This is a genomic window from Colwellia demingiae, assembly GCF_007954275.1.
In the GTDB taxonomy this organism is placed as follows: domain Bacteria; phylum Pseudomonadota; class Gammaproteobacteria; order Enterobacterales; family Alteromonadaceae; genus Colwellia; species Colwellia demingiae.
The window spans coordinates 16,203-39,402 of sequence record NZ_VOLT01000005.1 but is presented as its reverse complement, the minus strand read 5'-3'; the positions used below and the strand labels follow the sequence as shown (position 1 = coordinate 39,402).

Genomic DNA, 23,200 nt, shown 5'->3' with positions numbered 1-23,200 from the left:
TCTAAAATAAAAAAGCCCTGACAGTCACTGTCAGGGCTTTTTTAATGCGTTAACAAGGTGTTTACTAAGCCCTAATATCTAATATCTAATATCTAATATCTAATACGACTAGGTGATGAACCTTAAGCGTAATATATCTATATAGACCAAGACACAGTGTCACTAATACTTTGTTGCCATTGTCCTAAAGACTCATTCTTATCTCCGACAACAATAATATTACTGCGATTAAACTCAAGAGAACTACCGAAGAGATCTTTATCGTTAAAAGCATCAGTAAAGCTTAACTGTTCATTTTTTGGAACAATAAAGACAGTAACAGGGCTGGTTTTACCTTGGTAAACTAAATGCAAACTCTTCATACCATCAAATCGACAGTAATCAGCCCACAATAATTTTCCTAAAGATTGGCTAAAGTTACCATCAAAAGCCGCCATCTTCTGGTTTAATGACGCTAACGTTACTTGGGTACTGGCGTTGTTGGCAATATTCCCTTGCTCATGATAAACATGGGCTAACGCATAATCACCTAGGTCGTGATAAGCACTCGAAAACTGCATAAAGTTAAGCACTAAACCACCAACAATAGCAACAGAGGCTGCTAATGCGAGGTGCACGCGAGTCTTACGCTTTTGCACTTGGTGAGTTGCTAACGTTTGTCGCAAAATCAATTTATCGACTAAATCATCAGGCACAGGAATTTGTAATGCCTGCTTAATTTTTTCATCTAATTGACAAATCTCTTGGGCAAATTGTTTTTTGCTTGGATCTTGTTCCTGCGCCAATATAGCGTCAGCATCCTGATTGTTGGGATCGGCATATATAGCGCGTCTAAACTGCAAATCATCCATTGTACATACCTCGTTTTACTGGCTCTGCTTCTAAAGCTTCTTTAAGCTGGTTTCTTGCTCTAAATAAACGTGTCATTACCGTATTTTTATTTAGATCTAACATAGCGGCAATATCTTCTCCGCTAAAGCCACCTAATACTTGTAAAATTAACGGTTCAGAATATTCAGGGGGCAATTGCGAAATTTTTTCCCTTAACCAGTGATTTTCAAGCTCTTGCTCTGTGGTCACTGATTTAGTATCGGTTATGCTTGCCTCTTCATATTCGCTCATGTCAAAACGTTTTCTCTCGAAACGTCTAGCATTCTCTCGTCGTAAAATAGTGATTAACCATGACTTGGCTGCTTTTTCATCTTTAAGCGAATCAAGGGCACGCCAAGCTCGTAAAAATGTTTCTTGCACCAAATCTTCAGCCACTTGTTTTTCGTGGCATAGCCAATAGGCATAGCGATATAAATCACCGTGTAGCGCCTTTACTAGCGCCTCATATCTAACTTGTTTTGTCATCATATGTTTATAGACCCTAGTAGGGTGAAGATTATTTCAAAGAGTAGTGATTATTTAGTAAATATTTATCATATAAGTTATCAAGCCACTTGATGAACAATCAACCAAGTAACTTAATAGAGTATAGGCAAGACTTAATCTTTTATGGATTAAGAGGTAATAACTGATGTTTATTTACTTTTTCACTCTGTTGCTGATGAACCATTTGAATGGCCGTTAGCAATGCCAAACCTTGCCAAGAGGGGGCTCCATTGATCGCGCTTTTTCCATAAAGGTGTTGCTGTAGGTCATTAAGTGCAGTGGCAAAGTTTTGATCTTGAACAATTGCTTGAGCTTGAGCAATGTTATTTATTTCTAATCCTGAATTATTAACGGTTAATAATTGTCTCAACCAAGGCAAAATTAAATTCAACGCTTGTTCAGCGTTATTTTTTTTACAGGCAGCTAAAAGTGCAAGGTAGTGATTACCCGAAGTAACAACATTTTTTGCATTATCAGATTGATGTTTGGTGTTCATCGGATTATTTTTATTAAAATAAAAGAATTGAATCAGCCAGGCCAAACTTGTTAATAACCATAAGCTAAGAAATAACCATTGTAGACGTTTATCTTGAACGAGTACCTCAGTGGCAACAGCAGGTGGCTGGGCTGATAAATGCTCAGAACTATTAGCAGAATGACTCGTCGAGCTATCAATTTTATTGGCAGTACCATTGAAATTATTCGGTGAACTATCCGAAATAGAGCCTTCTGCAGCTTGAACCGTTATAGTTTTTGAGGGCAGGGTGGCTACTTCAATTTTATTGGTAATGGTGTTAAACCAAGTAATACTCATTGCTGGTAATAAAAAGTCTCCAGCAGTACTTGGCACAAGAGCAAAGTTTTGTACTTTTTGGCTGACCAATCGATCATTTCTTAGGTTGGCATTTAACTCAGCTTGGTCAGGGTAAATTTTTAAACCTCGGCTACTTTGCATTTCAAGCTTTGGCAACTGTGCTTTTGAAAGGCCCGCAGCTGTTAGAGTTATAGTGCGCGTAATTGGTTCACCAACAGTAAATTGGTCATTTCCCGTTGGCCACTCTTGATGCAGAGTAAGTATGTCAGTAGGTAACCATTGAGCATTGTTTGGATAGTTCGATGGTATAGGTAAAACAACAATATTTTGTGCTTCACCTAAAATACTAACCGGTTTAGTTTGGGCAAAACTTAAAAAACTCGAACGTCGTTTAGATGCTTGGAGTATTTCACCGGAAAATAGCGGTGCTTTTAGGCTAAATTCGCCACTTTGTTCTGGGGTTATGGCATAAGTTTGTTCAATTACACGGTAACGCTTGCCGTTGATAATGTTATCTGATTGTTTATCTTGGCCTATCTTCTCGATGGTAGCGTCTGTTAAGCTTGGCTCAGTTAAGTTGCCACTTTTAAGATCAACGGCAAAGTGTAACTTTATTGATAAGGTTAATAGTTGCTGCACGTAAACTTCATTACTGGATAATTCACTGGTAACAAAAATATCAGTTTGTGTGTTGCTGCCGGTATCCTTGGCTGCGATAACCGTCAGTTCAACCGGCTCACTTTGTTGGTTTTCAATAGTAAGAGCAGGAATAATGAATTGCCCCGCGCTGCGAGCTATTAAAACGACTTGCCACTTAGTAACTCGACTCGTTTTAAAATTGATCATACTAGTTTGCGAACTAACCGATGTTTGTCCGACAATAAAATCACGCAGTAATGGAGTGGTATCTAAAGCATTACGACTTACATCGTCATCAGCAGTGACCGTTAAAAGTATCGACTCATTAATCATCGCGGGATTTTTATCAACAACAGCTGTAACTTTTGATAAAGCGAAGGCGTTATTGCTGAACAAGAATGTAGTCATAATCAAGATAAATAGCATAAGGCTTTGCAGGAAATAAAACGGCCCGTTAGCTGTTACCTGTTTTGAAAAATTTGTTACCACTTTTTGGTTACTCCTTGGGGTGAACCTTCACTTCGGCGCTTTTGGTATTCGAGACGCATTTTATTTCGTAATAATAAATAAGGGTCGTCTGTTACCTTATTTAATAGTTGTTGATGTTTTTGCTCAGTTTCTTGTTTTTTGCTATCACTGGCTTGCTGAGCTAGTGATTCTTCATCACTTGGTTGCTGCTCATCATCCCCAACTTCGGCTTTCTTAGCTTGTTCCGCTTTTTCTTTCTGCTCTTGTGTTTGTTGCTCAGCATCTTGAGACTGCTTTTCTTGCTGATCGTCTTGTTGCTCACCATCTTTTTCTGAATCACTTTGCTGTTGCTCACCGGGCTGAGGATCATCCTGATTTTCTTTGTTCCCTTGCTGGCCATCTTGTGATTGCTTTTCACCGTCTTGATTCTCTTTTTTATCTTGGTCATCCCCCTCCGATTGATCTTGAGACTCTTGATCTTTCTGGGATTGTTCTTGCTGTTTTTTAAGTTCTTCTAATTTTGCTAAATTGTCTTTGGCATCATTTAACTTAGGATCTTTTTCCAGTGCTTTTTTATAAGCATCAATCGCCTCATCAATTTTTTGTAGTTGTGCTAGTGAATTCCCTTGGTTATAAAGCGATTGAGCGGTATTACTTTGTTTGAAAGCTTGTAATGCTTGGTCATAATCGCCCGCTTTATAATGAGCGCTGCCTTGCCATTGGCTGTCTTCGAACTGCTCAGCGGCTTGTTGATAGTCTTTTTGTTGGTAGTGCTGTTGTGCTTGTTGGTCTGATGTTTGCCACAAATCTTGCCAAAGTTGACTTGCACTATTTACGCTAGGCTTACTAGGAGATTTGTCACTAGATTTTACTGTTTCAGAATCTGAAGCGGCATAGCTGACAGGGCTTATACTTGCGAGGCTGAACAGCAAAGTCAGTGGCATAAGCCAAGTTATTGCCAAGATACTGGTGCCGCGACGAAAATAAGTTAAGAGTAATGGCAATATTATGATGAGTAACCAAGGGCCTTGCTCTTGGTATTGATCACCCTGCATTGCTTGCTTACTTTGGTGTTCGCTTTGCGGATCATTTGAATTATTTGATGACTGTGAGTCTATTTTGTCATCGAGACTCGCGTTTAAGTGAGCGGTCAGCGCTTTAATATCCGAGTCATCATTTGTCATGGTGCGATAGACGCCTCGGCTGCGCTTAGATATCGCAGCCAATCTACTTTCAGGTAACTTGGGAATGATGATAGCGCCTTTGTTATCTTTGAGTAATTTACCACTACTTAGTTTTATTGGTGCTCCAGTTTTACTACCAACACCTAAGATATTTACTTTATGGTCGTTGTTGTTAGCCCAATCATAAATATCTGACATTTCTTCATTATCAATATCATCAGTAAACCAATAAATATCGCCGCTCACATGACCGGCATTTTTTAATGTTTTATCAGCTAGGGTCAGAGCGGCCAAAGCATTAGCACCATAAACAGGCATAATATCAGGTGACAGTGAAGGTAAAAGCAACTCTATGTTTTTAATATCTTGCGTCAATGGGCTAATAATAAAAGCATCACCGGCATAGGCAATTAGACCAACATCACCCTCGTTGATCTTTTTAAGTAAATCGATGGCTTTATAGCGAGCACGGGTTAATCTATTGGGTTTCACATCTGTTGCGTACATGGAGTAAGACATATCCATAATAAGCACAGCACCACGTTCTAGTTGATAAACAGGTTGTGGTAATTTTTGCCAAGCAGGTCCTGCGAGGGCAATAATAATGCAGCTACCTATAATAAAAGGTTTTAACCAAAAACGAGGTTGTGACGAAGTGGTTTGTGCCCCTTTGTTTTGCGAATTTTCTAATAAAGCGTTAGCTAAGTGAGCAGGTAAAAAATGTTGCCAAGGTGATTGGTAATAACGAATTTTCTTTAAAAGAAACAATATTAAAAACAAAGCAAAAAAGGCTAATAACCACCAAGGTCGGATAAAGTGGAAGTTATTGACCATACCTTCGAAAGTGAAGTCGTTAGCGAATAGAGTTAAGTCAGTGAATAAGTTAGTTTGTTGTGCCGACATATTATTTACCACCCATAGCGCTGACACCATCTTTATTCATGCTTGTATTCTTTTTTGTATTAGCGTTTTTAGTCGGTAATAAAAAGCTGAAATGTAAGCTGAGTAAGTAAACAAAACAAAGTAGGGCGGCAAATGCTAGTGGCCAATAAAACAAAGCACTAAGTGGTCGCATTTGTTGTTGTTCTTGTTTAATCGGCTCTAACTTATCTAACAAACCATAAATCTCACTCATGCTTTGGCTGTCTCGGGCACGAAAATATTGACCGCCTGTTTTCTTAGCAATATTTGCTAAACTTTGCTCGTCTAAATCGCTGGATGGATTAATACGCTGTGTTCCCCACATCGATTTTTGCAACATAACATCGGCGCCAATACCTACGGTGTAGATAGTAATATCTTTAGCAACCGCTAGTTCTAAGGCTTGTTCTGGGGTTATTTTTCCTGCAGTGTTTTGACCATCGGTCAACAATAATAAAACCTTGTTAGACTCTTGTTTTGCATCAAAACGTTTTACCGCGAGTGCGATAGCATCGCCAATGGCGGTTTTTTTGCCCACAAGATTGAGCTCACTCTCATCTAACATTTGCTTTACTGTTTTTCTATCAAAGGTCATCGGCGTTTGCATGTAAGCATCATCGGCAAATAAGATTAAACCGAGGCGATCACTCACACGACGCGCTATAAAGTCACCAAGTACCACCTTTAGCATCTGTAAACGGTTTACATTGCGACCATTAAGATTCATGTCTTCTATTTCCATGCTGCCGGAAAGATCAACGGCAATCATCATTTCACGACCTTCGCTTGGAATATCAATTGCTTCACCAAGCCATTGAGGGCGACTTACAGCGATAATCAATAAAATCCAACAGGTTGTTAAAACAATCAAAGGCGCTTTCCGCTTTTGCTGATCCTTCATCACAGTACTTGATACATTAATAAGTACCGGCATGATAAGCGCGCTTTGTTGGTTTGCACTTTTTTTAGCCGGTAAAAAATAGATAATGAGCGGCAGAGGTAATAGGGCAAATAACCAGGGCCAAGCAAAACTTATCATTTGCTTAACTCCTTATCTTTTTCGATGGGCATAGGCGTATTAAATGTTGAAGTTTTGTCATTAGGTAGAGCCTCATCAATAGCTAGAGGTTGCTTAATAGGAAGCGCATGGTTTAGCCACAGTTTAGTGGCTTGATGACAATCACGGTCAATATCAGCTGTTGCTGTTTGCTCCGCTTGATATTGCCCTTGAAATGCAGCACTGCTTAATTTTGTAAAACTAGCTTGATGTTTTTCAGGTAATTGTTTCATTAAAAACTCCTGAAAACCCTGCCCATATAACTTGGCTAATTGTTGACGATTAATGTACTGCATCGCAGCCCATTTCAATAAGCTAATACACTCTTTAGCACTGAGCGTTGGATTGTTTTCTAGTACCGTTAAGGCCTGTTTTTTACTGGCATTTAATCGTATACGTTGTTTCTGTTTTTTATAGATCCAAAACGTGCCAATAACGATCAATGTCAGTAATAACCACCAGCCCGGAGCAATTGGAAAATTACTCACTTGCTCAGGTACATGAATATCATGCAATTGTAATTGCGCTGGTTGACCTGGCGAAAGTGGACCTGGAAGAGTAGGCGAGTTTGCTATTGCCATTATAACGATGCCCCATATTTTAATTGCTGCTCGAGGCTTTCCCCTGCACTAAAGTGAATTACTCGGGCGCCTGTTGATTGCAACAGCAACTGCATTTTTTCATTTTGCACAAAGGCTTGTTGTTGGTATTGCTCTGCGGTGTTGTTATCACCTAATGTTAATTGCTGTCGATTGATACCATCAGTAAATGTTACTGCTAATTTTAGAGTACTTTCAGGTAGTGCTTGCTCGAGGGGATCACTAATTAAACAAAGCACTAACTCACAATGCTTACTAATCTGGCTTAGGTGCCTTAAGGCATGCGGACAGCTTTTTTCATCTCGTAGCGCGTGACCATCAGTGATCAAGTAAACAAGTGATCCGGGTTTAGCAAGATGTCTTAATCGTGCACAGTGTTGTTCAAAATAATGGTTTTTATGTTGTGTTGTGGTTTCTTGTTTTCTATCTTGCTCAGAATCATTTGACTCGACCAGTGTGTGCTTTTTTTGATTATTTAAGGTGGTTAAAGCATGCAGGTAATGCAATACACCGGCTTTACGACTGCGCGGTTTTAATTCAATATGCTGTTCATCACAAAACACTAAACCACCCAAGCGATCACCACGGATTTTGGCGTGCCACGCAATAAGTGCAGCTAAATGGGCGCCTTGGACTGATTTAAAAAGAAGTTTGCTGCCAAAATGCATATTTTGGCTCAAGTCAGTGGCAACTAGTACCGGCCTTTCTATTTCTTCTCGAAAAAGTTTAGTGTGGGTTTTTCCGGTACGGGCAGTGACTCGCCAGTCAATGGCACGAACATCATCACCTGTTTGGTAATGACGCACTTCGTCAAACTCCATGCCACGTCCTTTACTACGCGATAGATAATTACCGGCTTGTTTACCTTGAATATTCTTTTTACCAGCCAAGTCAATCAAACGACTCTTATTCTGGTATTGCAATAGCTCCTGCATAGATAAATCAATGCCATTACTATATAAGCTTGCAAGTAAGGATTGAGCTGCATCTTTATTTAAGGACTTTGAAGACGATTTTTTTTGACGATTAAACCACATAACGTAACTCTAATTGCTCATTAAATTTCATAATTAACACGACTAATAAATAGCGTTCTACTAGGGCTAGAGACTAGCAACTAAGTTATATCGACTAAATATTCGGCACTAAGCAACAGCAACTTGGGCTAAGATATGATCAAGTACTTGATTCGCAGTAATACCTTCAGCTTCTGCTTGATAGCTTAGTAAAATTCTATGTCTAAGAGCATTGTGGAAAACGGCTTGAATATCTTCAGGGCTGACAAAATCACGATTATGCAACCAAGCACGAGCTCTAGCACATCGGTCTAAAGCAATAGTGGCACGAGGGCTAGCTCCAAAGGCAAGCCAAGTGCTTAACTTATCATCATACTTTTCAGGTTGACGAGTCGCGATAATTAAATCAACGATATAGTTCTCTAATGAAGGAGCCATATGTATATTTAACACTTGCTCACGCGCTGAAAAAATTTCACTTTGGCTTAATGTTCGTAATCTATTTTCTTTTGTTGACGCTTCTTTTTTACTTGAGTCATCACCGTGATTAGCATTTGACCTTAACGCTTCACCACGGTTTAGTTTTAGTATTGCTAACTCACTCTCGGCATCAGGGTAGCCAATTTCAATGTGCATTAAGAATCGATCTAATTGTGCTTCAGGTAACGGGTAAGTCCCTTCTTGTTCAATTGGGTTCTGCGTTGCCATGACTAAAAATAACTCAGGTAAGTCATACGTTTTACGACCAACGGTTATTTGTCCTTCTGCCATTGCTTCTAATAAAGCCGACTGTACTTTAGCTGGCGCTCGATTGATTTCATCAGCAAGCACTAAGTTTTGAAACAAAGGTCCTGGTTGAAAAACAAAGGTGCCATCTTCTGGGCGATAAATATCGGTACCGGTTAAATCTGCGGGTAACAAGTCAGGGGTAAACTGAATTCGATGAAAATCAGCCTCTAGTCCTTGTGCCAAGGCATTAACGGCACGTGTTTTTGCTAGACCAGGTGGCCCTTCAACAATTAAGTGACCATTAGCCAGTAGGGCAATAAGCAAATTCTCAACTAACGCTTCTTGACCAATTATTTGTGAAGATAAATGTTGTTTTAAGGTAGAAAAATGTTCAATTGCCATACGGATAAATTCTTTTAATATTGGTCGTTATAAAGTGAAACTTAGTGATAATTCGGCTTGGCACTCTTCTAGAAGCACTATATCTATCTACCGTTAAACTAAGGAAAAAGTTAATATAAATTAAGCTAGGGTCTGTTGATTTTTCAGTTTGTAACTCTGTTGCACTTGAAAAAGATGACAATCGAGGCGCTTCATTCAATATTTGGTTGTTCCAAATGCGAATGAAGCAACAAAGAGTGACGCTTTTTCAAAGCAACCCGAAGGGCAATGGCTAATTTTCAACCTAACATCGTTGAAAATTATTAAAGTAGAGTGACTACATAACACTCTTTTCGCCTTGTTAACTTAAAATTTAGCCAATAGCAGAGGCTAAAATGACAGTTCAACAAACCCTAGTATTTTATATAAGGTTTTTATGTAATAAAACAAGTGAATGGTAACAAAATTTTAACAGATAGTAATACCGACAATACGTGAAAAATTGTCATTAATCTTTTTTGATCTCAGGTAATGATTGAATTTTTTCTAGAGTTAGTTAGAATCAAGTTAGTTAAAGAGGTCAGACCTCTTGAGTTTTAATTATAAATACTGAGTGTGTGGAGTAATAAATGACAATAAAAAGACTAACAACTTCTACGGGTGAGCGCATAGCAATTGTTGCTGGCTTGCGTACTCCGTTTGCTAAACAGGCAACGGCTTTTCATGGGGTACCAGCAGTTGATTTGGGCAAAATCGTTGTTAATGAATTATTACAAAAACACGATGTTGACCCAGGGATAATTGACCAACTTGTTTTTGGTCAAGTAGTTCAAATGCCGGAAGCGCCAAACATTGCTCGTGAAATCGTTTTGGGTACAGGTATGAATACTCGTACTGATGCTTACAGTGTCTCTCGCGCCTGTGCTACTAGTTTTCAATCAACGGTTAACGTTGCTGAATCTATTATGGCTGGCCACGTAGATGTTGGTATTGCTGGCGGTGCTGATTCATCATCAGTGGCACCTATAGGTGTTTCTAAAAAGCTTGCACGCACGTTAGTTGATTTAACCAAAGCAAGATCATTAGGGCAAAAGCTTTCCTTACTTAGTCGCCTTGGTTTAAAAGATTTATTACCTGTTTCTCCGGCCGTTGCTGAATACTCTACCGGTATTTCTATGGGGCAAACGGCAGAACAAATGGCAAAGACTTACCAAATATCGCGTCAAGATCAAGATGCTTTAGCCCACAGATCACACACTTTAGCGACACAAAGTTGGCAAGAAGGTAAATTAGCGGGTGAGGTAATGACAGTACATGCTGAACCTTATAAAAACTTTATTGATAAAGATAATTGTTTTCGAGAAAACTCTGTTTTAGAAAGTTATGCTAAGTTAAAACCAGTCTTTGATCGCAAGCATGGCACAGTTACCGCAGCAACAAGTACGCCGTTGACCGATGGTGGTGCAGCAATTTTACTCATGCGTGAAGGCCGAGCGAAAGAGCTAGGTTATAAACCATTAGGTTATATTCGTAGTTTTGGTTTTGCTGCTATAGATGTATGGCAAGACATGCTGATGGGTCCAAGTTATGCCACACCAATTGCATTACAGCGTGCGGGTATGAATTTAGCAGACTTAGATTTAATTGAAATGCATGAAGCTTTTGCCGCTCAAGCATTAGCAAACATGAAAATGTTTGGTAGTACTAAATTTGCTCGAGAACAACTTGGCAGAGATAAAGCTATTGGTGACATTGATATGGATAAATTTAATGTTATGGGTGGCTCGCTAGCCTATGGACATCCATTCGCTGCAACGGGCGCTAGACTTATCACGCAAACGCTTAATGAATTAAACCGTCGTGGTGGTGGTGTTGGTTTAACAACGGCTTGTGCTGCAGGTGGTTTAGGCGCGGCAATGATTGTGGAGACAGACTAATGACTCAAGAAATAAAAGCAAATGATAATAATGGCAATGCTAAAGAAAATGCTGCTCCAGCAGAATCTACAGCCAGTGCTTTTACTATAGTTCGCCATGATAATGGTATCGCGCATTTAGTGATTGATGTTATTGGTGAAAATGTTAATACCCTAAAAGCGGAGTTTACCGAGCAAGTTAATGCTGTATTGGCTGAAATTAAAGCTGATAAAGCGATTACTGGCATCGTGCTGTGTAGCGGGAAAAAAGGTTCTTTTGTTGCTGGTGCAGACATTAATATGCTTGATGCTTGTCAAAGTCGTGACGAAGTCGTTGCTTTATCTCGACAAGGACAACGAATATTTTCTCTGCTAGAGCAATTGCCTATTCCTATTGTTGCGGCTATCGATGGTGCATGTTTAGGTGGCGGTTTAGAGCTTGCTATGGCATGTCATGCTCGAGTTTGTAGCGATAATAGTAAAACAGCTTTGGGTTTACCTGAAGTACAACTAGGCTTATTGCCAGGTAGTGGTGGTACTCAGCGTTTACCTAAATTAGTAGGTTTGCAAAAAGCTTTAGATATGATGCTTACGGGTAAGCAATTACGCGCTAAACAGGCATTAAAATCAGGTTTAGTTGATGATGTTGTGCCAAGCAGTGTTTTGCTGAATGTTGCAGAGAATTTAGCAATATCTTTGCGTCAACGTGGTAAAAAGATAGCTAAGCGTAAACAAGGCTTAATGGATAAGTTGTTAGAAAATAACGCTGCTGGTCGAAAAATTGTTTATCAACAAGCGCAAAAAACTGTGCTAGCAAAAACTCAAGGTAACTATCCAGCACCGGCTAAAATCATTGATTGTGTTCGAACTGGTATCGAATCTTCAGTTGAAAAGGGCTATAGAGTAGAAGCTGAGCATTTCGCCGACCTAGTGATGAGTGATGAATCTGCGCAACTACGTCAGTTATTCTTTGCGACAACTGCAATGAAGAAAGAGCAGGGCGTTGCTGATGTCATGCCAGAAAAAATGACTAAAGCGGGTGTTTTAGGTGGCGGTTTAATGGGGGGCGGTATTGCTTTTGTTACTGCAACTAAAGCGAATATGCCAGTACGAGTTAAGGATATTAACCACAAGGGTATTGGCCAAGCATTAAAATATAGTTATCAAATATTGAATAAAAAAGTTAAGCGTCGCTTTTTACTTAACAGCGAAATGCAAAAACAGCTAGCTATGATCACCGGTAGTGTTGAATATACTGGCTTTAAAGCACTTGATATTGTAGTTGAAGCAGTTTTTGAAGATTTAACGTTGAAACAGAACATGGTGGCTGAAGTTGAAGAGCAAGGGCATGAGAAAACTATTTTTGCCAGCAATACCTCCAGTTTACCGATTGGGAAGATTGCTGCTAAAGCAAAACGACCTGAAAATGTGATTGGATTACATTACTTTTCGCCGGTAGATAAAATGCCGTTAGTGGAAATAATTCCGCATGATAAAACCTCAGATCAAACTATTTCAAATACAGTAGCTTTTGCTAAAAAACAGGGTAAAACCCCTATTGTTGTTAAAGATAAAGCAGGCTTTTATGTCAATCGTATTTTAGCACCTTATATGAATGAAGCCGCTCTTCTGCTTCTTGCAGGTGAGCCCATTGATAAAATAGACAAAGCACTGGTTAAATTTGGTTTCCCTGTAGGACCGATGCAACTGCTTGATGAAGTGGGAATTGACGTTGGCGCTAAAATTGGACCAATCTTGCAGGCAGACCTTGGTGAACGTTTTGCAGCACCTGCGGCGTTTAACAAATTACTCGCAGATGGTCGGTTAGGTAAAAAAGTAAATAAAGGTTTTTATCAGTACGAAAAGCCAACGTTCACTAAAAATGTACAAAATACTTTCAAAGGTATTAAATCAGGCCAAAAACAAGTAGATGAGACCATCTACAGCTTACTCAATATTAAGCCTATGGGCAGTTTATCAGCAACAGAAATTAGCAAACGTTGTACTTACATGATGCTAAATGAAGCGGCACGCTGTGTTGATGAAGGTATAGTGAGAAATGCTAGAGACGGTGATATTGGAGCGATCTTCGGTATTGGATTCCCACCATTTTTAGGTGGACCGCTACGTTATATTGATAAAATTGGTGCTAAGTCAGTGGTTGCTCAATTAAGCCAGTGGGCTGAGCAGCACGGTGAACGTTATACCCCATGTAAAGCGTTGATCACTATGGCAGAAAACGATGTTGTTTATTACCCTAAATAACATCGCATAGTAATAATACCAAGACAGGCTGTTGAGACGAGTAGAATATAACTGTTCTATTATGCTTAATAGCCTTTTTTATCGCACCTAGATTATACTGATGAAGACAGTTTATTCGTTCTATCGTTTCTAATACTTAAGCGGACTCGCTTTAATAAAATCATCAATATCTGTAATTATTTCGCCATTGGGTTTTTGAGTTTTTTCGAGCAAATCACTTTGTGAATAAAGGATAAAGCGATCAGGCTTACAAGCATGCACTACACTATTTTTCACAAATGTTTTCACTTGCGCTAGCGTTAATTTTAAAACTGCTTCCAGTAAGTTTTCTTTCTGTTTAAACATTTCATCTTTATTACAAATAGCAGCCCAAAAACGCTGGCTTCTAATACGTAAATTATGATCTTTTTCTTGTAATTGACTCGCTAAACCTTGCAGTAAATGTTGCCATTTTTCATCAGAAATATCATCGAGTTCGGATATACTGTTACTGATAAATTCATCCATAGCGTGTGCTAATGTATAAGCATCGCAGTGAGGTGATTGAATATAAAAAGCGATGCCAGGGTAGCTATTAATTGGCACATAACCGACCCCTACTAAGTAGCCATACTGCTTTTCTGTACGCATTTTCTGAAAAAATAAGGGCGATAATATATGGCTAGTGATCATTGCTAGTGCCACCGAGTTATCATCCTTGTGCTCAAATGCGGTATATATGACACAAGCGTGATCATGTTCAGGTAAGCTAATGGGCAATAACAATGTTTCTTTGGTTGATATATCTGTTACTGGACACTGTATAGCATATTTTTCGTTAACATTACCGTGAAAACCTTGTTCAATGACCTCGCATAATTGTTGTGCATGCTCAATCAGCCAATTGCCATGAATGAGAACTTCTAATGTTACTTTTTCAAATAATTGCTGACTAAAGTGCTGATATTGACTAAAACTTACATCACTAAGTGCTTGTGCTAATGCTTTGCTCGTAGGGTTATTAGGTTGCATTACTGAGCTTAGGCTAGCGAATAACTGTGAGATTGATTTACTTTTACCACTGTTTTGCCAATGTTGAACCAACTGCTGCTTAAATAAAATAAAGTGTGCTTCGGTGACTTTGTGGTTTTTTAATCGTCTTAATAGTTTACTTAACAACAGATGTTGGTTTTCACTATAGCCTGATAGTTGCATCGTTACGCCGCCTTGATGGGCATATAAGTGATAATGTATACCCGCTAATTCTGCTTCGTAATTTTCTTCAATAACGGTATCTGTATATAAATCGGCAAATAGACGCGTCATGGCTATATTAGCGACACTAGCAACAACAAAAGGGGAATCAATACCTATATATAAGTAACCCTTAGGGACTTTAAAAGTGTGATCTTGTTTATACCAAACGACTAGCCCATTTTGATTCATAATTTTGTCAGGAAGTACTGGTGTTTCCTGCGTATCTTCTAGATGCCTTTTACTATGGTAAATGGTTGGATCTTCGACAATATAAGGATTAGGTGCAGGTAAATATAAACCTTTGATGTGCGCTTTATCGCTTAGATCAATATTACGCCAATGAACCAACTGTTGTTCAGAAATAGGTGTTACATGGTAAGGCACTTGATACCAGAAACTATTCTTGGAGAAATGATTTTTCTGGCTAACATGCATTAGTCGCATATTATCGACCTGTAAGAAGCTAAGTAATTTGTTGATGTTCACTGTCGACATACCCGACATGACATAATCACCAAAAATATAATCTTCTTCTGGGTAATACTGCATGTTGATGACCAATTGACTGACACTGTCTAGTGGGCGCATTTTTTCATGGTAAATAAAAGCTAAGTTACTAATTTTTTGCTTTTCTTGATAATAGTACTCAGCGATTTCTGTGTTTTTTAGCAGAGCAATATAAGTTAATACTACATCGACAACGTCATTAAGGTGCTCTTCACCTAACTCAGTTAATGCGATACTAATATTGAAGTCTTTAAAGTTAGAGCCATTAATACCTGAACCAGCTGTTAGCGCTAAGGCCCATTGATGCTTTTTAAGTAACGATAAAGCACTGCCTTCACCTTCATGACCTAATAAATAAGCAAGAATCGATTCAGGTTTATCTTGGTAATATTGATCAATGCTCTCCATAGCAAAACTGATAATAAGTTGATGATCATTTTTAACAGGGCAAACATCTATTTTAATTTTTTGATGTTCAGGTAAATATAAAGCTTGCTCAATCTCAGGCAGTGGCGAGTCAGCAGATTTTATTGGACTAAAACGCTGTTCAGCGATGCGTTTAAGTTCGTCTAATTCTTGCGGCCCTTCAAGTGCTAATGTCATGTACTCTGCGCGATAATACTGTTGAAAAAAGGCTTGTAACTCTTGGCTGATATTCTGTCCGTCTCGATCTGCTAACGTATCTAGATTACCAACAGAAAACTGTGAAAAGGGATGTTTAGGGTTAATGGTGTCTTTGTGAACATCGTATAAGCGTCTGATATCATCTTTTAACTTTAACGTGAATTCAGCATCAATATTCTCACGTTCTTTAACAACAAAATCATCAGCCAGTAAAGGTACAATGAAAAACTCACTAAACCGCTCTAGTGCAGATGAAAAGTGTGTTGCTGCAATATCGAAGAAAAAACACGTATGTTCTGTGCCAGTCCAAGCATTATGATTGCCGCCATGTTGATTAATGAATTTTTGATACTCGCTGCCATCAGGGAAGTTTTTTGTCCCTAAAAATAACATGTGCTCTAAAAAATGCGCTAAACCTTGTCTATCATTTGGATCATTAAAATGACCGACATTAACCGCCAAAGCCGCTGCCGATTTAGCGGTTTCATCGTTATGAATAAGCAGTACGCGTAAACCATTGGTAAGAGTAATTGCTTGATATTGTTTTGAATCATTGGGGCTTTGTTTCAACACTAAGGCTCCTAAGAACACTTTAAACGACAAAGCGTATGACGAGAATATGGATAGTTTCTGAATTCAACAGGGAGATGAAGCAATTCCCTAATTACTTAAAGGAATAAAAAAAGCCTATTTATTCTTAACTGTTGTTACTAATGTGCGCTCAATTCTATTACTATAGCCGCAAAAATAACTTAGACTCAATACTTTAGCCGATAAAATTCATAAATAAGCTAAAAATTGAACTATACCGCTATTGTAACCCACAAGTAGTTGTCGAGAGAATTAATGCAAGTTTATATAATGCGCCATGGTGAAGCTCAAAATTTTGTTGAGCAGGGCAAACGTGATGACAGCCAAAGAGCGTTAACCGCACAAGGTAAAATCGAAGCGAAAATGATGGCGACTTGGTTGCAAAAAATGAAGATAAACCCTACGCAAGTCTTTGTTAGCCCCTATGTTAGAGCTCAACAAACCTGTGCTATAGCCACTGCTTTGATGCAAACAGCTATTACTACGTTAGATTTCATTACCCCTTCTGGCGACGCTAAACAGGTACATGACTTTATTGATGGTTGGTGTAGTGAGCAATTAGAAGCACCAACTGAGCAAGAACAAAGCTTGCTCATAATCTCTCATATGCCTCTAGTTAGCTACTTAGTCGCAGAATTAACACAATCGAGTAATACCCCAATTTTTGCTACTGCTGGTATTGCGCACATTGATTATGATATTGAGAAAATGCAAGGGTCTTTACAACGTCTGGTTTCACCTATCGAACTTTGTTAATACTTAACTGTTAATTCCGATTATATTTATCTTTTAATTCGATTAACGCTAAGATGGCACCATTGCCGCCCCATTCTAATGGTGCTTGATGAAATGCCATAACATCGGGATGTTGTACCAACCAATGGGGCACTTTATTTTTTAAAATATGTGATCCTATACCATGAACAACGCATATACATTGGGCGTGTTCCTTTTGGCAGGCAAAGAGTAAGGCAGCTAATTCTTTCTTCGCTTGATGTTGGTCTAGGCCGTGCAAGTCAAGAATAAGGTCGGGGCGATAATAGCCGCGGCGAAGGTTTTTGACTTCAAAACTGTCAACACCCTCTCGAACATATTTCATTGGACCTTGTTTATTTAAGTTAGGTTCAAATTCATCAGAAAAATGAAATTGCGCAATAGCCTTATTTGCCTTGTTATACTCTTGGTCATTTTTTTGGGAAGTGTTAGACTTATGGCCACTTTTAATTAAGCGAACTGTGTCGATAACCAAAGGCTTAACTTGACCGACAGCATCGGCAAAAAGTTGCTTTTCATCAGGCAATACTTCTTTAATAGACTCATTGGTTTTTTGTAATGATTCATCAATTATTTTTTGCTGATTCTTACTTTGCGCGCTGGCTTCAATATTCGCGCGAACTTTGGCTTTTATTGAAGATAGTTCGGATTTTAGGGCTTTGTTTTTCATTGACGCAGTGTAAAACATTTTAGTGTTAATACAAATAAATTAATACGGCTAACTTAGCATCAAAGCTAAGCATTAAAATGAAATGTTAAAGTTAAGCTCAAAACTTAAGTTAAAGCTTAAATCATAAAGTAAACATGAAAAATATAGAGATACCTTTTGAGGAAGAGAATGTGAGCAATACCAACATTGAAAACATAACAGCGCAATTACACACTATTGCTGATTTTTGTCGTTATGGGGCCAGTATATTTAATCAAGCAGAACTTTTTTATGGTCATGGAAATGACAATGCGTTAAATGAGGCACTTACCTTGGTGATGTTTGCTTTATCCTTGCCCGATGAAATGAGTGAAGACGTAATGACTTGTCGCTTAGTTGAATACGAGAAGCAAAACATTCTAGCACTTTTTGAGCAACGCATTGAAACACAGCAACCTGTAGCTTATATCACCAACCTTGCTTATTTTGCGCAATTACCTTTTTATGTAGATGAGCGTGTTCTAGTACCTCGCTCACCTATTGGTGAATTGATTGAAAAACATTTTGCCCCTTATTTTAGTGAGCAAAACCCACCGCAAAGAATTTTAGATTTGTGTACTGGCAGCGGTTGTATTGCCATTGCCTGTGCGAGTTATTTTCCAAGTGCTGAAGTTGATGCAGTCGATTTATCTCTCGATGCGTTAAATGTTGCGGAAATGAATATTGAAAACCATGGTTTAAGTGAACAAGTTATTCCAATTCAATCTGATGTTTTTTCTGGGGTTATAGCACAAAAATATGATTTAATTGTCACTAATCCGCCTTATGTCGATCAAGAAGACATGGATAGCTTACCGGCAGAATTTACTCATGAACCCGAAATGGGCTTAGGCTGTGGTGAAGACGGTTTAGATATTGTTAGAGTTATCTTGGCAGAGAGTGCACTGCACCTCAATGATGATGGCGTACTCATTTGTGAAGTGGGTAACTCACAATATCATGTTGAAGCTCTCTACCCAGAGGTTGATTTTACTTGGTTAACCTTTGAGCGCGGTGGTCATGGTGTCTTTATGCTAAATAAAGCGCAGTTAGAGCAACATGCAGAAACGTTCTTAGCTGCACTTAAAACAGCATAAACGTAACAATTAAAATCTATCTAAGTAGATAGTACAAAATTAGTTAGTACAAATAACAGAGTGTACTCATAGCTTTAAAAATTAAATTAATAGGCGGTAATGTTCAATGTCAGGAAATACCTTCGGAAAATTATTCACAGTCACCTCATTTGGTGAAAGTCATGGATTAGGATTAGGCGCCATTATCGATGGTTGTCCACCAGGGCTTGAGTTAACTGAAGCTGACTTGCAAATTGATTTAGACAGACGTCGTCCAGGCACCTCTCGATATACTACGGCTCGCAGAGAAGCAGATGAAGTAAAAATTCTTTCTGGCGTATTCGAAGGTAAAACAACTGGCACGCCTATTGGTTTAATGATTGAAAATACCGACCAACGTTCTAAAGACTATGGCGATATTGCACAAAGCTTCCGTCCGGGCCATGCAGATTATACTTATTGGCAAAAATACGGATTACGTGATTACCGAGGCGGTGGACGTTCTTCTGCTCGTGAAACAGCGATGCGTGTTGCTGCAGGCGCTGTAGCTAAAAAATATCTCGCTGAAAAGTTTGGCATGACGATTCAAGCTTGTGTAACACAAATTGGTGATATTGTTGCCAGTGGCCCAAAGGGTGCACCGTTTGATGTTAATACCGTTGATTGGTCGAGCGTAGAAGACAATCCATTCTTCTTCCCTGATGAGACTAAAATTGAACAACTTGGTGAGTACCTTCGTGGGATCATTAAAGAAAAAGACTCTATTGGCGCGAAAGTGACAGTTGTAGCCACTAATGTTCCTGTTGGCTTAGGCGAGCCTATCTTTGACCGTTTAGATGCTGATATTGCTCATGGTTTGATGAGTATCAATGCAGTAAAAGGTGTTGAAGTAGGTGATGGTTTTGCTGTGGTAAATCAAAAAGGCTCAGAGCACAGAGATGAGCTTACCCCTGAAGGATTTTCAACAAACCATTCAGGTGGTGTTTTAGGTGGTATTTCATCAGGTCAGCAAATTATTGCGCATTTAGCCCTTAAACCTACTTCAAGTATTGGCGTAAGTGGTAAAACTGTAAATTTAACCGGTGAAGCGACTGATATTATCACTAAAGGTCGTCATGATCCTTGTGTTGGTATTCGTGCAGTACCTATTGCTGAAGCAATGTTAGCGTTGACCTTAATGGATCACTTCCTACGTCATCGTGGACAAAATGCTGATGTTCAATGTAATACACCTGACATTGAAGCATAAACAATAACAGTCTTTAGTTTATCTTAATGAGTAAGCACATTAGCTTACTCATTTACTTATTACCTCCTCATCATAATGCTTGTTAGCTTGATTCCTGTCAACATGATGTTTGTTCGATTATCTTCGAGTTACTTCTTTTATTTTGCACTACTGGGATTAATCTCACCCTATTTGTCTATTTTCCTAGATGAACAGGGTTTTACTTCTCGTCAAGTGGGTGAAATTCTTGCCATTATGACCGCGACAAAAATTGTTGCGCCAAGCTTATGGGCGACGCTTGCAGATAAAACAGCAAAACCATTATTTATTATTCGACTAGGTGCTTTATTAGCACTGGTTAGCTTTAGCTTACTTTATTGGTTTACCCTCTATTGGCCCATTACCTTTTCTTTGGCACTCTTTACTTTATTTTGGACTGCAATTCTGCCGCAACTGGAAGTGCACACCTTAAACTCGATTAAGCAAAGCAGTAAAATCTACGCCCGTGTTCGATTATGGGGAAGCTTAGGTTTTATCGTTTTAGCGGTAGTCGCGGGTGAGGCTATGAGTGCGCTGGGTTATCAAGTTTTTACCAGTTTAGGTGTTATTACTCTACTTTGTTTATTCTTCAGTACCTTATTGTTAACCTCAAGAGAATCGGCGAAATCATCTAGAAAAAATGCCAGTGAGCCGACGCCTATATTCAATAAACTTATTGAAGGTCGTTTCATTTGTTTCTTTGTTGCAGGTTTATTATTACAAATTAGCTTCGCTCCCTATTATGGATTTTTTGCGTTGTTTTTACGTGATCTTCACTACTCGGGTTTAGCCGTTGGTTTATTTATTTCATTGGGAGTAGTTGCTGAGGTTATTGCATTTATCTATATGGGCGCATTATTTAAACATTTCTCTTTAAACACGCTATTAGTCTTTAGTTTAGGAATTACTGCCTTACGTTGGTTTTTGATGCCTTTAGTTGCCGACTCTGGAATATGGCTTGCTATAATTCAATTAGGCCACGCGGCCAGTTTTGCCATTTATCATAGTGCCAGCATGAAATTTATTTCTTCGCATTTCACTAAGACCCAACAAGGTAGAGGGCAAGGCATTTATTTAGGTGGCGTGTATGGTGTCGGTGGCGCCGTTGGTGCTTATATTACCGGGGTGCTATGGCTAAACGGGCAGGGCGCGAGTAATACCTTCATTATGGCTGGCGCTAGTGCTTTGCTTGGCACCATAATTATGGCTTTTATTAAAAAGCAATCGAGTCATTCGTTTAGCTAAGCAATTTTAATGTATATACCCATGATACTTCAAGATGCGAGTTTCAGGATGACTGTGCGATTTATGATCGAGGCGCATCTTTTTATTAAGGGTTGTTCCCTTAAAAAGAGAGGAAACGAAGAGCTTATTCGCTCAGACATCCCCGTAGGGCTGGTTTAGAAGCGTTTTATGCTACGTTATTAATTTAGATAAGGGAACAACCATTACCTTAAATCAATACCTTGCCTAAATACGCTTCTAATTCCAGCTGAATCCTGTATCTTGAGGTAACATGGGTATAGTATTTAACATTGATAAATTTAAAATAAGGAATACTACCCATGAAATATACATTCGCTAAAAAAATGGCCTCTACAATCGTTCTTGCGCTAACGTTAGCCACTACATGGCAAGTTTCTGCTAAAGATATTAGTCAGACCCAATTGCAACAGATTATGAAAAATGACAAACAGGTTGTCGTGCTCGATGTCAGAACAGTGGAAGAATTCGAAGAAGGTCACATCCCTAATGCAGTGAATATTCCGCATAAAGAACTCGAGGCTCGATTAGCTGAATTGACTGGCGCTAAGAACACACAAGTCGTTATCTATTGTCGTTCAGGTAGAAGAGCAGAAGTTGCTAGAGAAGTATTGGTAAAAAATGGTTTCAATGAATTAGACCATTTATCAGGTGACTTTAATGAATGGAGCAGTAACAATTTACCGACTAAAACAGGTAAATAAACACTGAACTATTCATCGTTGAAACAAATAAAAAACCACTTTCTTTATTAACTATTTTTAATAAAAAAAGTGGTTTTTTGTTTTAATTAAAGACTAAACTTATCTGCTAATGTTATGCAATATAAGCTTTCACCGGTGACCAAACAGCTAATTCGTTGCCACTAGGCTCAGTAAAATGAAAACGTCTTCCGCCTGGGAAAGAAAAAATAGCTTGGCTAATAATACCACCTGCGCTTTTAACGCGCCGTTCGGTAGCCTCTAAATCGTCACTGAGTAAAACCAATAAACAAGCGCCATTAATGGTACTTGAAACCAGTTCAGATAAAAAGAAACCGCCTTCGATGCCTGAATTGCTAAAGGCTGTATATTCTTCGCCATAATCAATAAATGACCAAGCGAAGGCACGTTCAAAAAAAGCTTTGGTTGCAGGAATATTTTTTGCGGGCAACTCTACATAATTAATCACTTCACTGGGTGTCATAAATAAACCCTCCTATTTGTACATACTATAGCTCAATGTTTATTCTTTAGGGGCTTGCATAATAAACAGACTTTTATTTGGTATATCATCAAGGTGTTTAGTTTTTGATTGGTCTTGTTGCAATCCCTTAGCGAGATAAATCACCCAATATTCTACGTGAGGCGAATTCCACTCTTTAATTAGCGCTACACCTATTTCATCTTGTTCAAGGTAAAACTCATGTTCAGCTAGTAAATGAGTCCTATGGGCTTCTGAACGTTTAAAAGCGCTCCACACCTCTTCTGCATCCTTGTAACCCCCAGCGATAGCTTCAACTTGATTACTATTAAAGTCATTACCGTAATATTTAGGTAATTGATAATTTGCTGCACGTAATCGGTCATTTGGACTACCATCAAGGGTATGTGCAATTAAACCAAACTCTAACATCTTTTTTGCTTTGCTCAAGGCTACTTCAGTGAGCAATTTGTTGCATCGAATTGTAGACCTGTTTTGCTTCCCATCTTTGATGATTAATTGTGCTAGTAATCTCGCCTGCTCATTATTGCCACAATGATCATTTGCGTTTACATAAGTAATTAGTAGCAAATAGATAATAATCGAACGAAGTATAAGTATTGACAT

General features: G+C 38.8%; 19 protein-coding genes. 7 read left to right on the top strand and 12 right to left on the bottom strand.

The annotated features are described in order from the left end of the window. Positions 1–137: 137 nt before the first annotated feature. The 8 genes from ESZ36_RS10745 to ESZ36_RS10710 all read right to left on the bottom strand — a co-directional run bounded on the left by ESZ36_RS10745 (position 138) and on the right by ESZ36_RS10710 (position 9,206). Positions 138–851, bottom strand: coding sequence for a DUF3379 family protein (locus tag ESZ36_RS10745; RefSeq protein WP_146787539.1), 714 nt, complete (start codon positions 849–851; stop codon positions 138–140). After that, positions 844–1,359 carry a sigma-70 family RNA polymerase sigma factor gene (locus ESZ36_RS10740; protein ID WP_011043948.1) on the bottom strand — a complete coding sequence of 172 codons (516 nt, stop codon included), beginning with the start codon at positions 1,357–1,359 and terminating at the stop codon, positions 844–846. Before ESZ36_RS10740 ends, ESZ36_RS10745 begins: the two co-directional genes overlap by 8 nt. Positions 1,360–1,498: 139 nt before the next feature. Continuing rightward, positions 1,499–3,319 carry a BatD family protein gene (locus ESZ36_RS10735; RefSeq protein WP_246129065.1) on the bottom strand — a complete coding sequence of 607 codons (1,821 nt, stop codon included), beginning with the start codon at positions 3,317–3,319 and terminating at the stop codon, positions 1,499–1,501. Beyond that, on the bottom strand, positions 3,313–5,385 hold the full coding sequence (locus ESZ36_RS10730) for a vWA domain-containing protein (RefSeq protein ID WP_146787536.1): 2,073 nt from the start codon (positions 5,383–5,385) through the stop codon (positions 3,313–3,315). Before ESZ36_RS10730 ends, ESZ36_RS10735 begins: the two co-directional genes overlap by 7 nt. 1 nt (position 5,386) lies before the next feature. Beyond that, positions 5,387–6,442: a vWA domain-containing protein gene (locus ESZ36_RS10725; RefSeq protein ID WP_146787533.1), complete on the bottom strand. Its 1,056-nt coding sequence runs from the start codon at positions 6,440–6,442 to the stop codon at positions 5,387–5,389. Beyond that, complete coding sequence (locus ESZ36_RS10720; RefSeq protein ID WP_146787531.1) at positions 6,439–7,041, bottom strand: DUF4381 domain-containing protein; 603 nt, start codon at positions 7,039–7,041, stop codon at positions 6,439–6,441. Before ESZ36_RS10720 ends, ESZ36_RS10725 begins: the two co-directional genes overlap by 4 nt. Beyond that, complete coding sequence (locus ESZ36_RS10715; RefSeq protein ID WP_146787528.1) at positions 7,041–8,096, bottom strand: DUF58 domain-containing protein; 1,056 nt, start codon at positions 8,094–8,096, stop codon at positions 7,041–7,043. Before ESZ36_RS10715 ends, ESZ36_RS10720 begins: the two co-directional genes overlap by 1 nt. Positions 8,097–8,204: 108 nt before the next feature. Continuing rightward, a complete protein-coding gene (locus ESZ36_RS10710; RefSeq protein ID WP_146787525.1) occupies positions 8,205–9,206 on the bottom strand; it encodes an AAA family ATPase in 1,002 nt (333 codons plus the stop codon). A gap of 608 nt (positions 9,207–9,814) precedes the next feature. Between ESZ36_RS10710 and fadI the strand changes: the two genes are divergently transcribed. Further along, a complete protein-coding gene (gene fadI, locus ESZ36_RS10705) occupies positions 9,815–11,122 on the top strand; it encodes an acetyl-CoA C-acyltransferase FadI (RefSeq protein WP_146787522.1) in 1,308 nt (435 codons plus the stop codon). Further along, positions 11,122–13,365 carry a fatty acid oxidation complex subunit alpha FadJ gene (gene fadJ / locus ESZ36_RS10700; protein ID WP_246129064.1) on the top strand — a complete coding sequence of 748 codons (2,244 nt, stop codon included), beginning with the start codon at positions 11,122–11,124 and terminating at the stop codon, positions 13,363–13,365. Before fadI ends, fadJ begins: the two co-directional genes overlap by 1 nt. Before the next feature lie 129 nt (positions 13,366–13,494). Here fadJ and ESZ36_RS10695 read toward each other — a convergent pair whose 3' ends face one another. After that, complete coding sequence (locus ESZ36_RS10695; protein WP_146787519.1) at positions 13,495–16,305, bottom strand: insulinase family protein; 2,811 nt, start codon at positions 16,303–16,305, stop codon at positions 13,495–13,497. Positions 16,306–16,578: 273 nt separating this feature from the next. Between ESZ36_RS10695 and sixA the strand changes: the two genes are divergently transcribed. Then, positions 16,579–17,079: a phosphohistidine phosphatase SixA gene (sixA, locus tag ESZ36_RS10690; RefSeq protein ID WP_146787516.1), complete on the top strand. Its 501-nt coding sequence runs from the start codon at positions 16,579–16,581 to the stop codon at positions 17,077–17,079. Between the two features lie 10 nt (positions 17,080–17,089). On the opposite strand, the gene smrB is transcribed toward sixA, so the two are convergent. Then, positions 17,090–17,767, bottom strand: a complete 678-nt coding sequence (gene smrB / locus ESZ36_RS10685) for an endonuclease SmrB (RefSeq protein WP_425457381.1) — start codon at positions 17,765–17,767, stop codon at positions 17,090–17,092. 170 nt (positions 17,768–17,937) lie between these two features. On the opposite strand from smrB, the gene prmB reads away from it, so the two are divergent. The 4 genes from prmB to ESZ36_RS10665 all read left to right on the top strand — a co-directional run bounded on the left by prmB (position 17,938) and on the right by ESZ36_RS10665 (position 22,095). Then, positions 17,938–18,882 (top strand): 50S ribosomal protein L3 N(5)-glutamine methyltransferase, encoded by a 945-nt coding sequence (gene prmB / locus ESZ36_RS10680; RefSeq protein WP_146787510.1) that lies wholly within the window; start codon positions 17,938–17,940, stop codon positions 18,880–18,882. Positions 18,883–18,988: 106 nt separating this feature from the next. After that, the gene (gene aroC, locus ESZ36_RS10675) at positions 18,989–20,110 is read left to right on the top strand and encodes a chorismate synthase (protein ID WP_146787507.1); all 1,122 of its coding nucleotides are present in this window, start codon (positions 18,989–18,991) and stop codon (positions 20,108–20,110) included. A gap of 75 nt (positions 20,111–20,185) precedes the next feature. Beyond that, positions 20,186–21,373 (top strand): MFS transporter, encoded by a 1,188-nt coding sequence (locus tag ESZ36_RS10670; RefSeq protein ID WP_281285039.1) that lies wholly within the window; start codon positions 20,186–20,188, stop codon positions 21,371–21,373. Between the two features lie 320 nt (positions 21,374–21,693). Further along, positions 21,694–22,095: a rhodanese-like domain-containing protein gene (locus tag ESZ36_RS10665; RefSeq protein WP_146787501.1), complete on the top strand. Its 402-nt coding sequence runs from the start codon at positions 21,694–21,696 to the stop codon at positions 22,093–22,095. A 112-nt stretch (positions 22,096–22,207) separates the two neighbouring features. On the opposite strand, the gene ESZ36_RS10660 is transcribed toward ESZ36_RS10665, so the two are convergent. Further along, complete coding sequence (locus ESZ36_RS10660; RefSeq protein ID WP_146787498.1) at positions 22,208–22,576, bottom strand: VOC family protein; 369 nt, start codon at positions 22,574–22,576, stop codon at positions 22,208–22,210. A gap of 39 nt (positions 22,577–22,615) precedes the next feature. Then, positions 22,616–23,200: a CAP domain-containing protein gene (locus ESZ36_RS10655; RefSeq protein ID WP_246129062.1), complete on the bottom strand. Its 585-nt coding sequence runs from the start codon at positions 23,198–23,200 to the stop codon at positions 22,616–22,618.

What these genes read in the sequence shown, in the direction of transcription:
- ESZ36_RS10745 (WP_146787539.1), bottom strand. Translation starts at nt 851, where the DNA reads ATGGATGATTTGCAGTTTAGACGCGCTATATATGCCGATCCCAACAAT.
- ESZ36_RS10740 (WP_011043948.1), bottom strand. Translation starts at nt 1,359, where the DNA reads ATGATGACAAAACAAGTTAGATATGAGGCGCTAGTAAAGGCGCTACAC.
- ESZ36_RS10730 (WP_146787536.1), bottom strand. Translation starts at nt 5,385, where the DNA reads ATGTCGGCACAACAAACTAACTTATTCACTGACTTAACTCTATTCGCT.
- ESZ36_RS10725 (WP_146787533.1), bottom strand. Translation starts at nt 6,442, where the DNA reads ATGATAAGTTTTGCTTGGCCCTGGTTATTTGCCCTATTACCTCTGCCG.
- ESZ36_RS10720 (WP_146787531.1), bottom strand. Translation starts at nt 7,041, where the DNA reads ATGGCAATAGCAAACTCGCCTACTCTTCCAGGTCCACTTTCGCCAGGT.
- ESZ36_RS10715 (WP_146787528.1), bottom strand. Translation starts at nt 8,096, where the DNA reads ATGTGGTTTAATCGTCAAAAAAAATCGTCTTCAAAGTCCTTAAATAAA.
- ESZ36_RS10710 (WP_146787525.1), bottom strand. Translation starts at nt 9,206, where the DNA reads ATGGCAATTGAACATTTTTCTACCTTAAAACAACATTTATCTTCACAA.
- fadI (WP_146787522.1), top strand. Translation starts at nt 9,815, where the DNA reads ATGACAATAAAAAGACTAACAACTTCTACGGGTGAGCGCATAGCAATT.
- fadJ (WP_246129064.1), top strand. Translation starts at nt 11,122, where the DNA reads ATGACTCAAGAAATAAAAGCAAATGATAATAATGGCAATGCTAAAGAA.
- sixA (WP_146787516.1), top strand. Translation starts at nt 16,579, where the DNA reads ATGCAAGTTTATATAATGCGCCATGGTGAAGCTCAAAATTTTGTTGAG.
- smrB (WP_425457381.1), bottom strand. Translation starts at nt 17,767, where the DNA reads ATGAAAAACAAAGCCCTAAAATCCGAACTATCTTCAATAAAAGCCAAA.
- aroC (WP_146787507.1), top strand. Translation starts at nt 18,989, where the DNA reads ATGTCAGGAAATACCTTCGGAAAATTATTCACAGTCACCTCATTTGGT.
- ESZ36_RS10670 (WP_281285039.1), top strand. Translation starts at nt 20,186, where the DNA reads ATGCTTGTTAGCTTGATTCCTGTCAACATGATGTTTGTTCGATTATCT.
- ESZ36_RS10665 (WP_146787501.1), top strand. Translation starts at nt 21,694, where the DNA reads ATGAAATATACATTCGCTAAAAAAATGGCCTCTACAATCGTTCTTGCG.
- ESZ36_RS10660 (WP_146787498.1), bottom strand. Translation starts at nt 22,576, where the DNA reads ATGACACCCAGTGAAGTGATTAATTATGTAGAGTTGCCCGCAAAAAAT.
- ESZ36_RS10655 (WP_246129062.1), bottom strand. Translation starts at nt 23,200, where the DNA reads ATGTCAATACTTATACTTCGTTCGATTATTATCTATTTGCTACTAATT.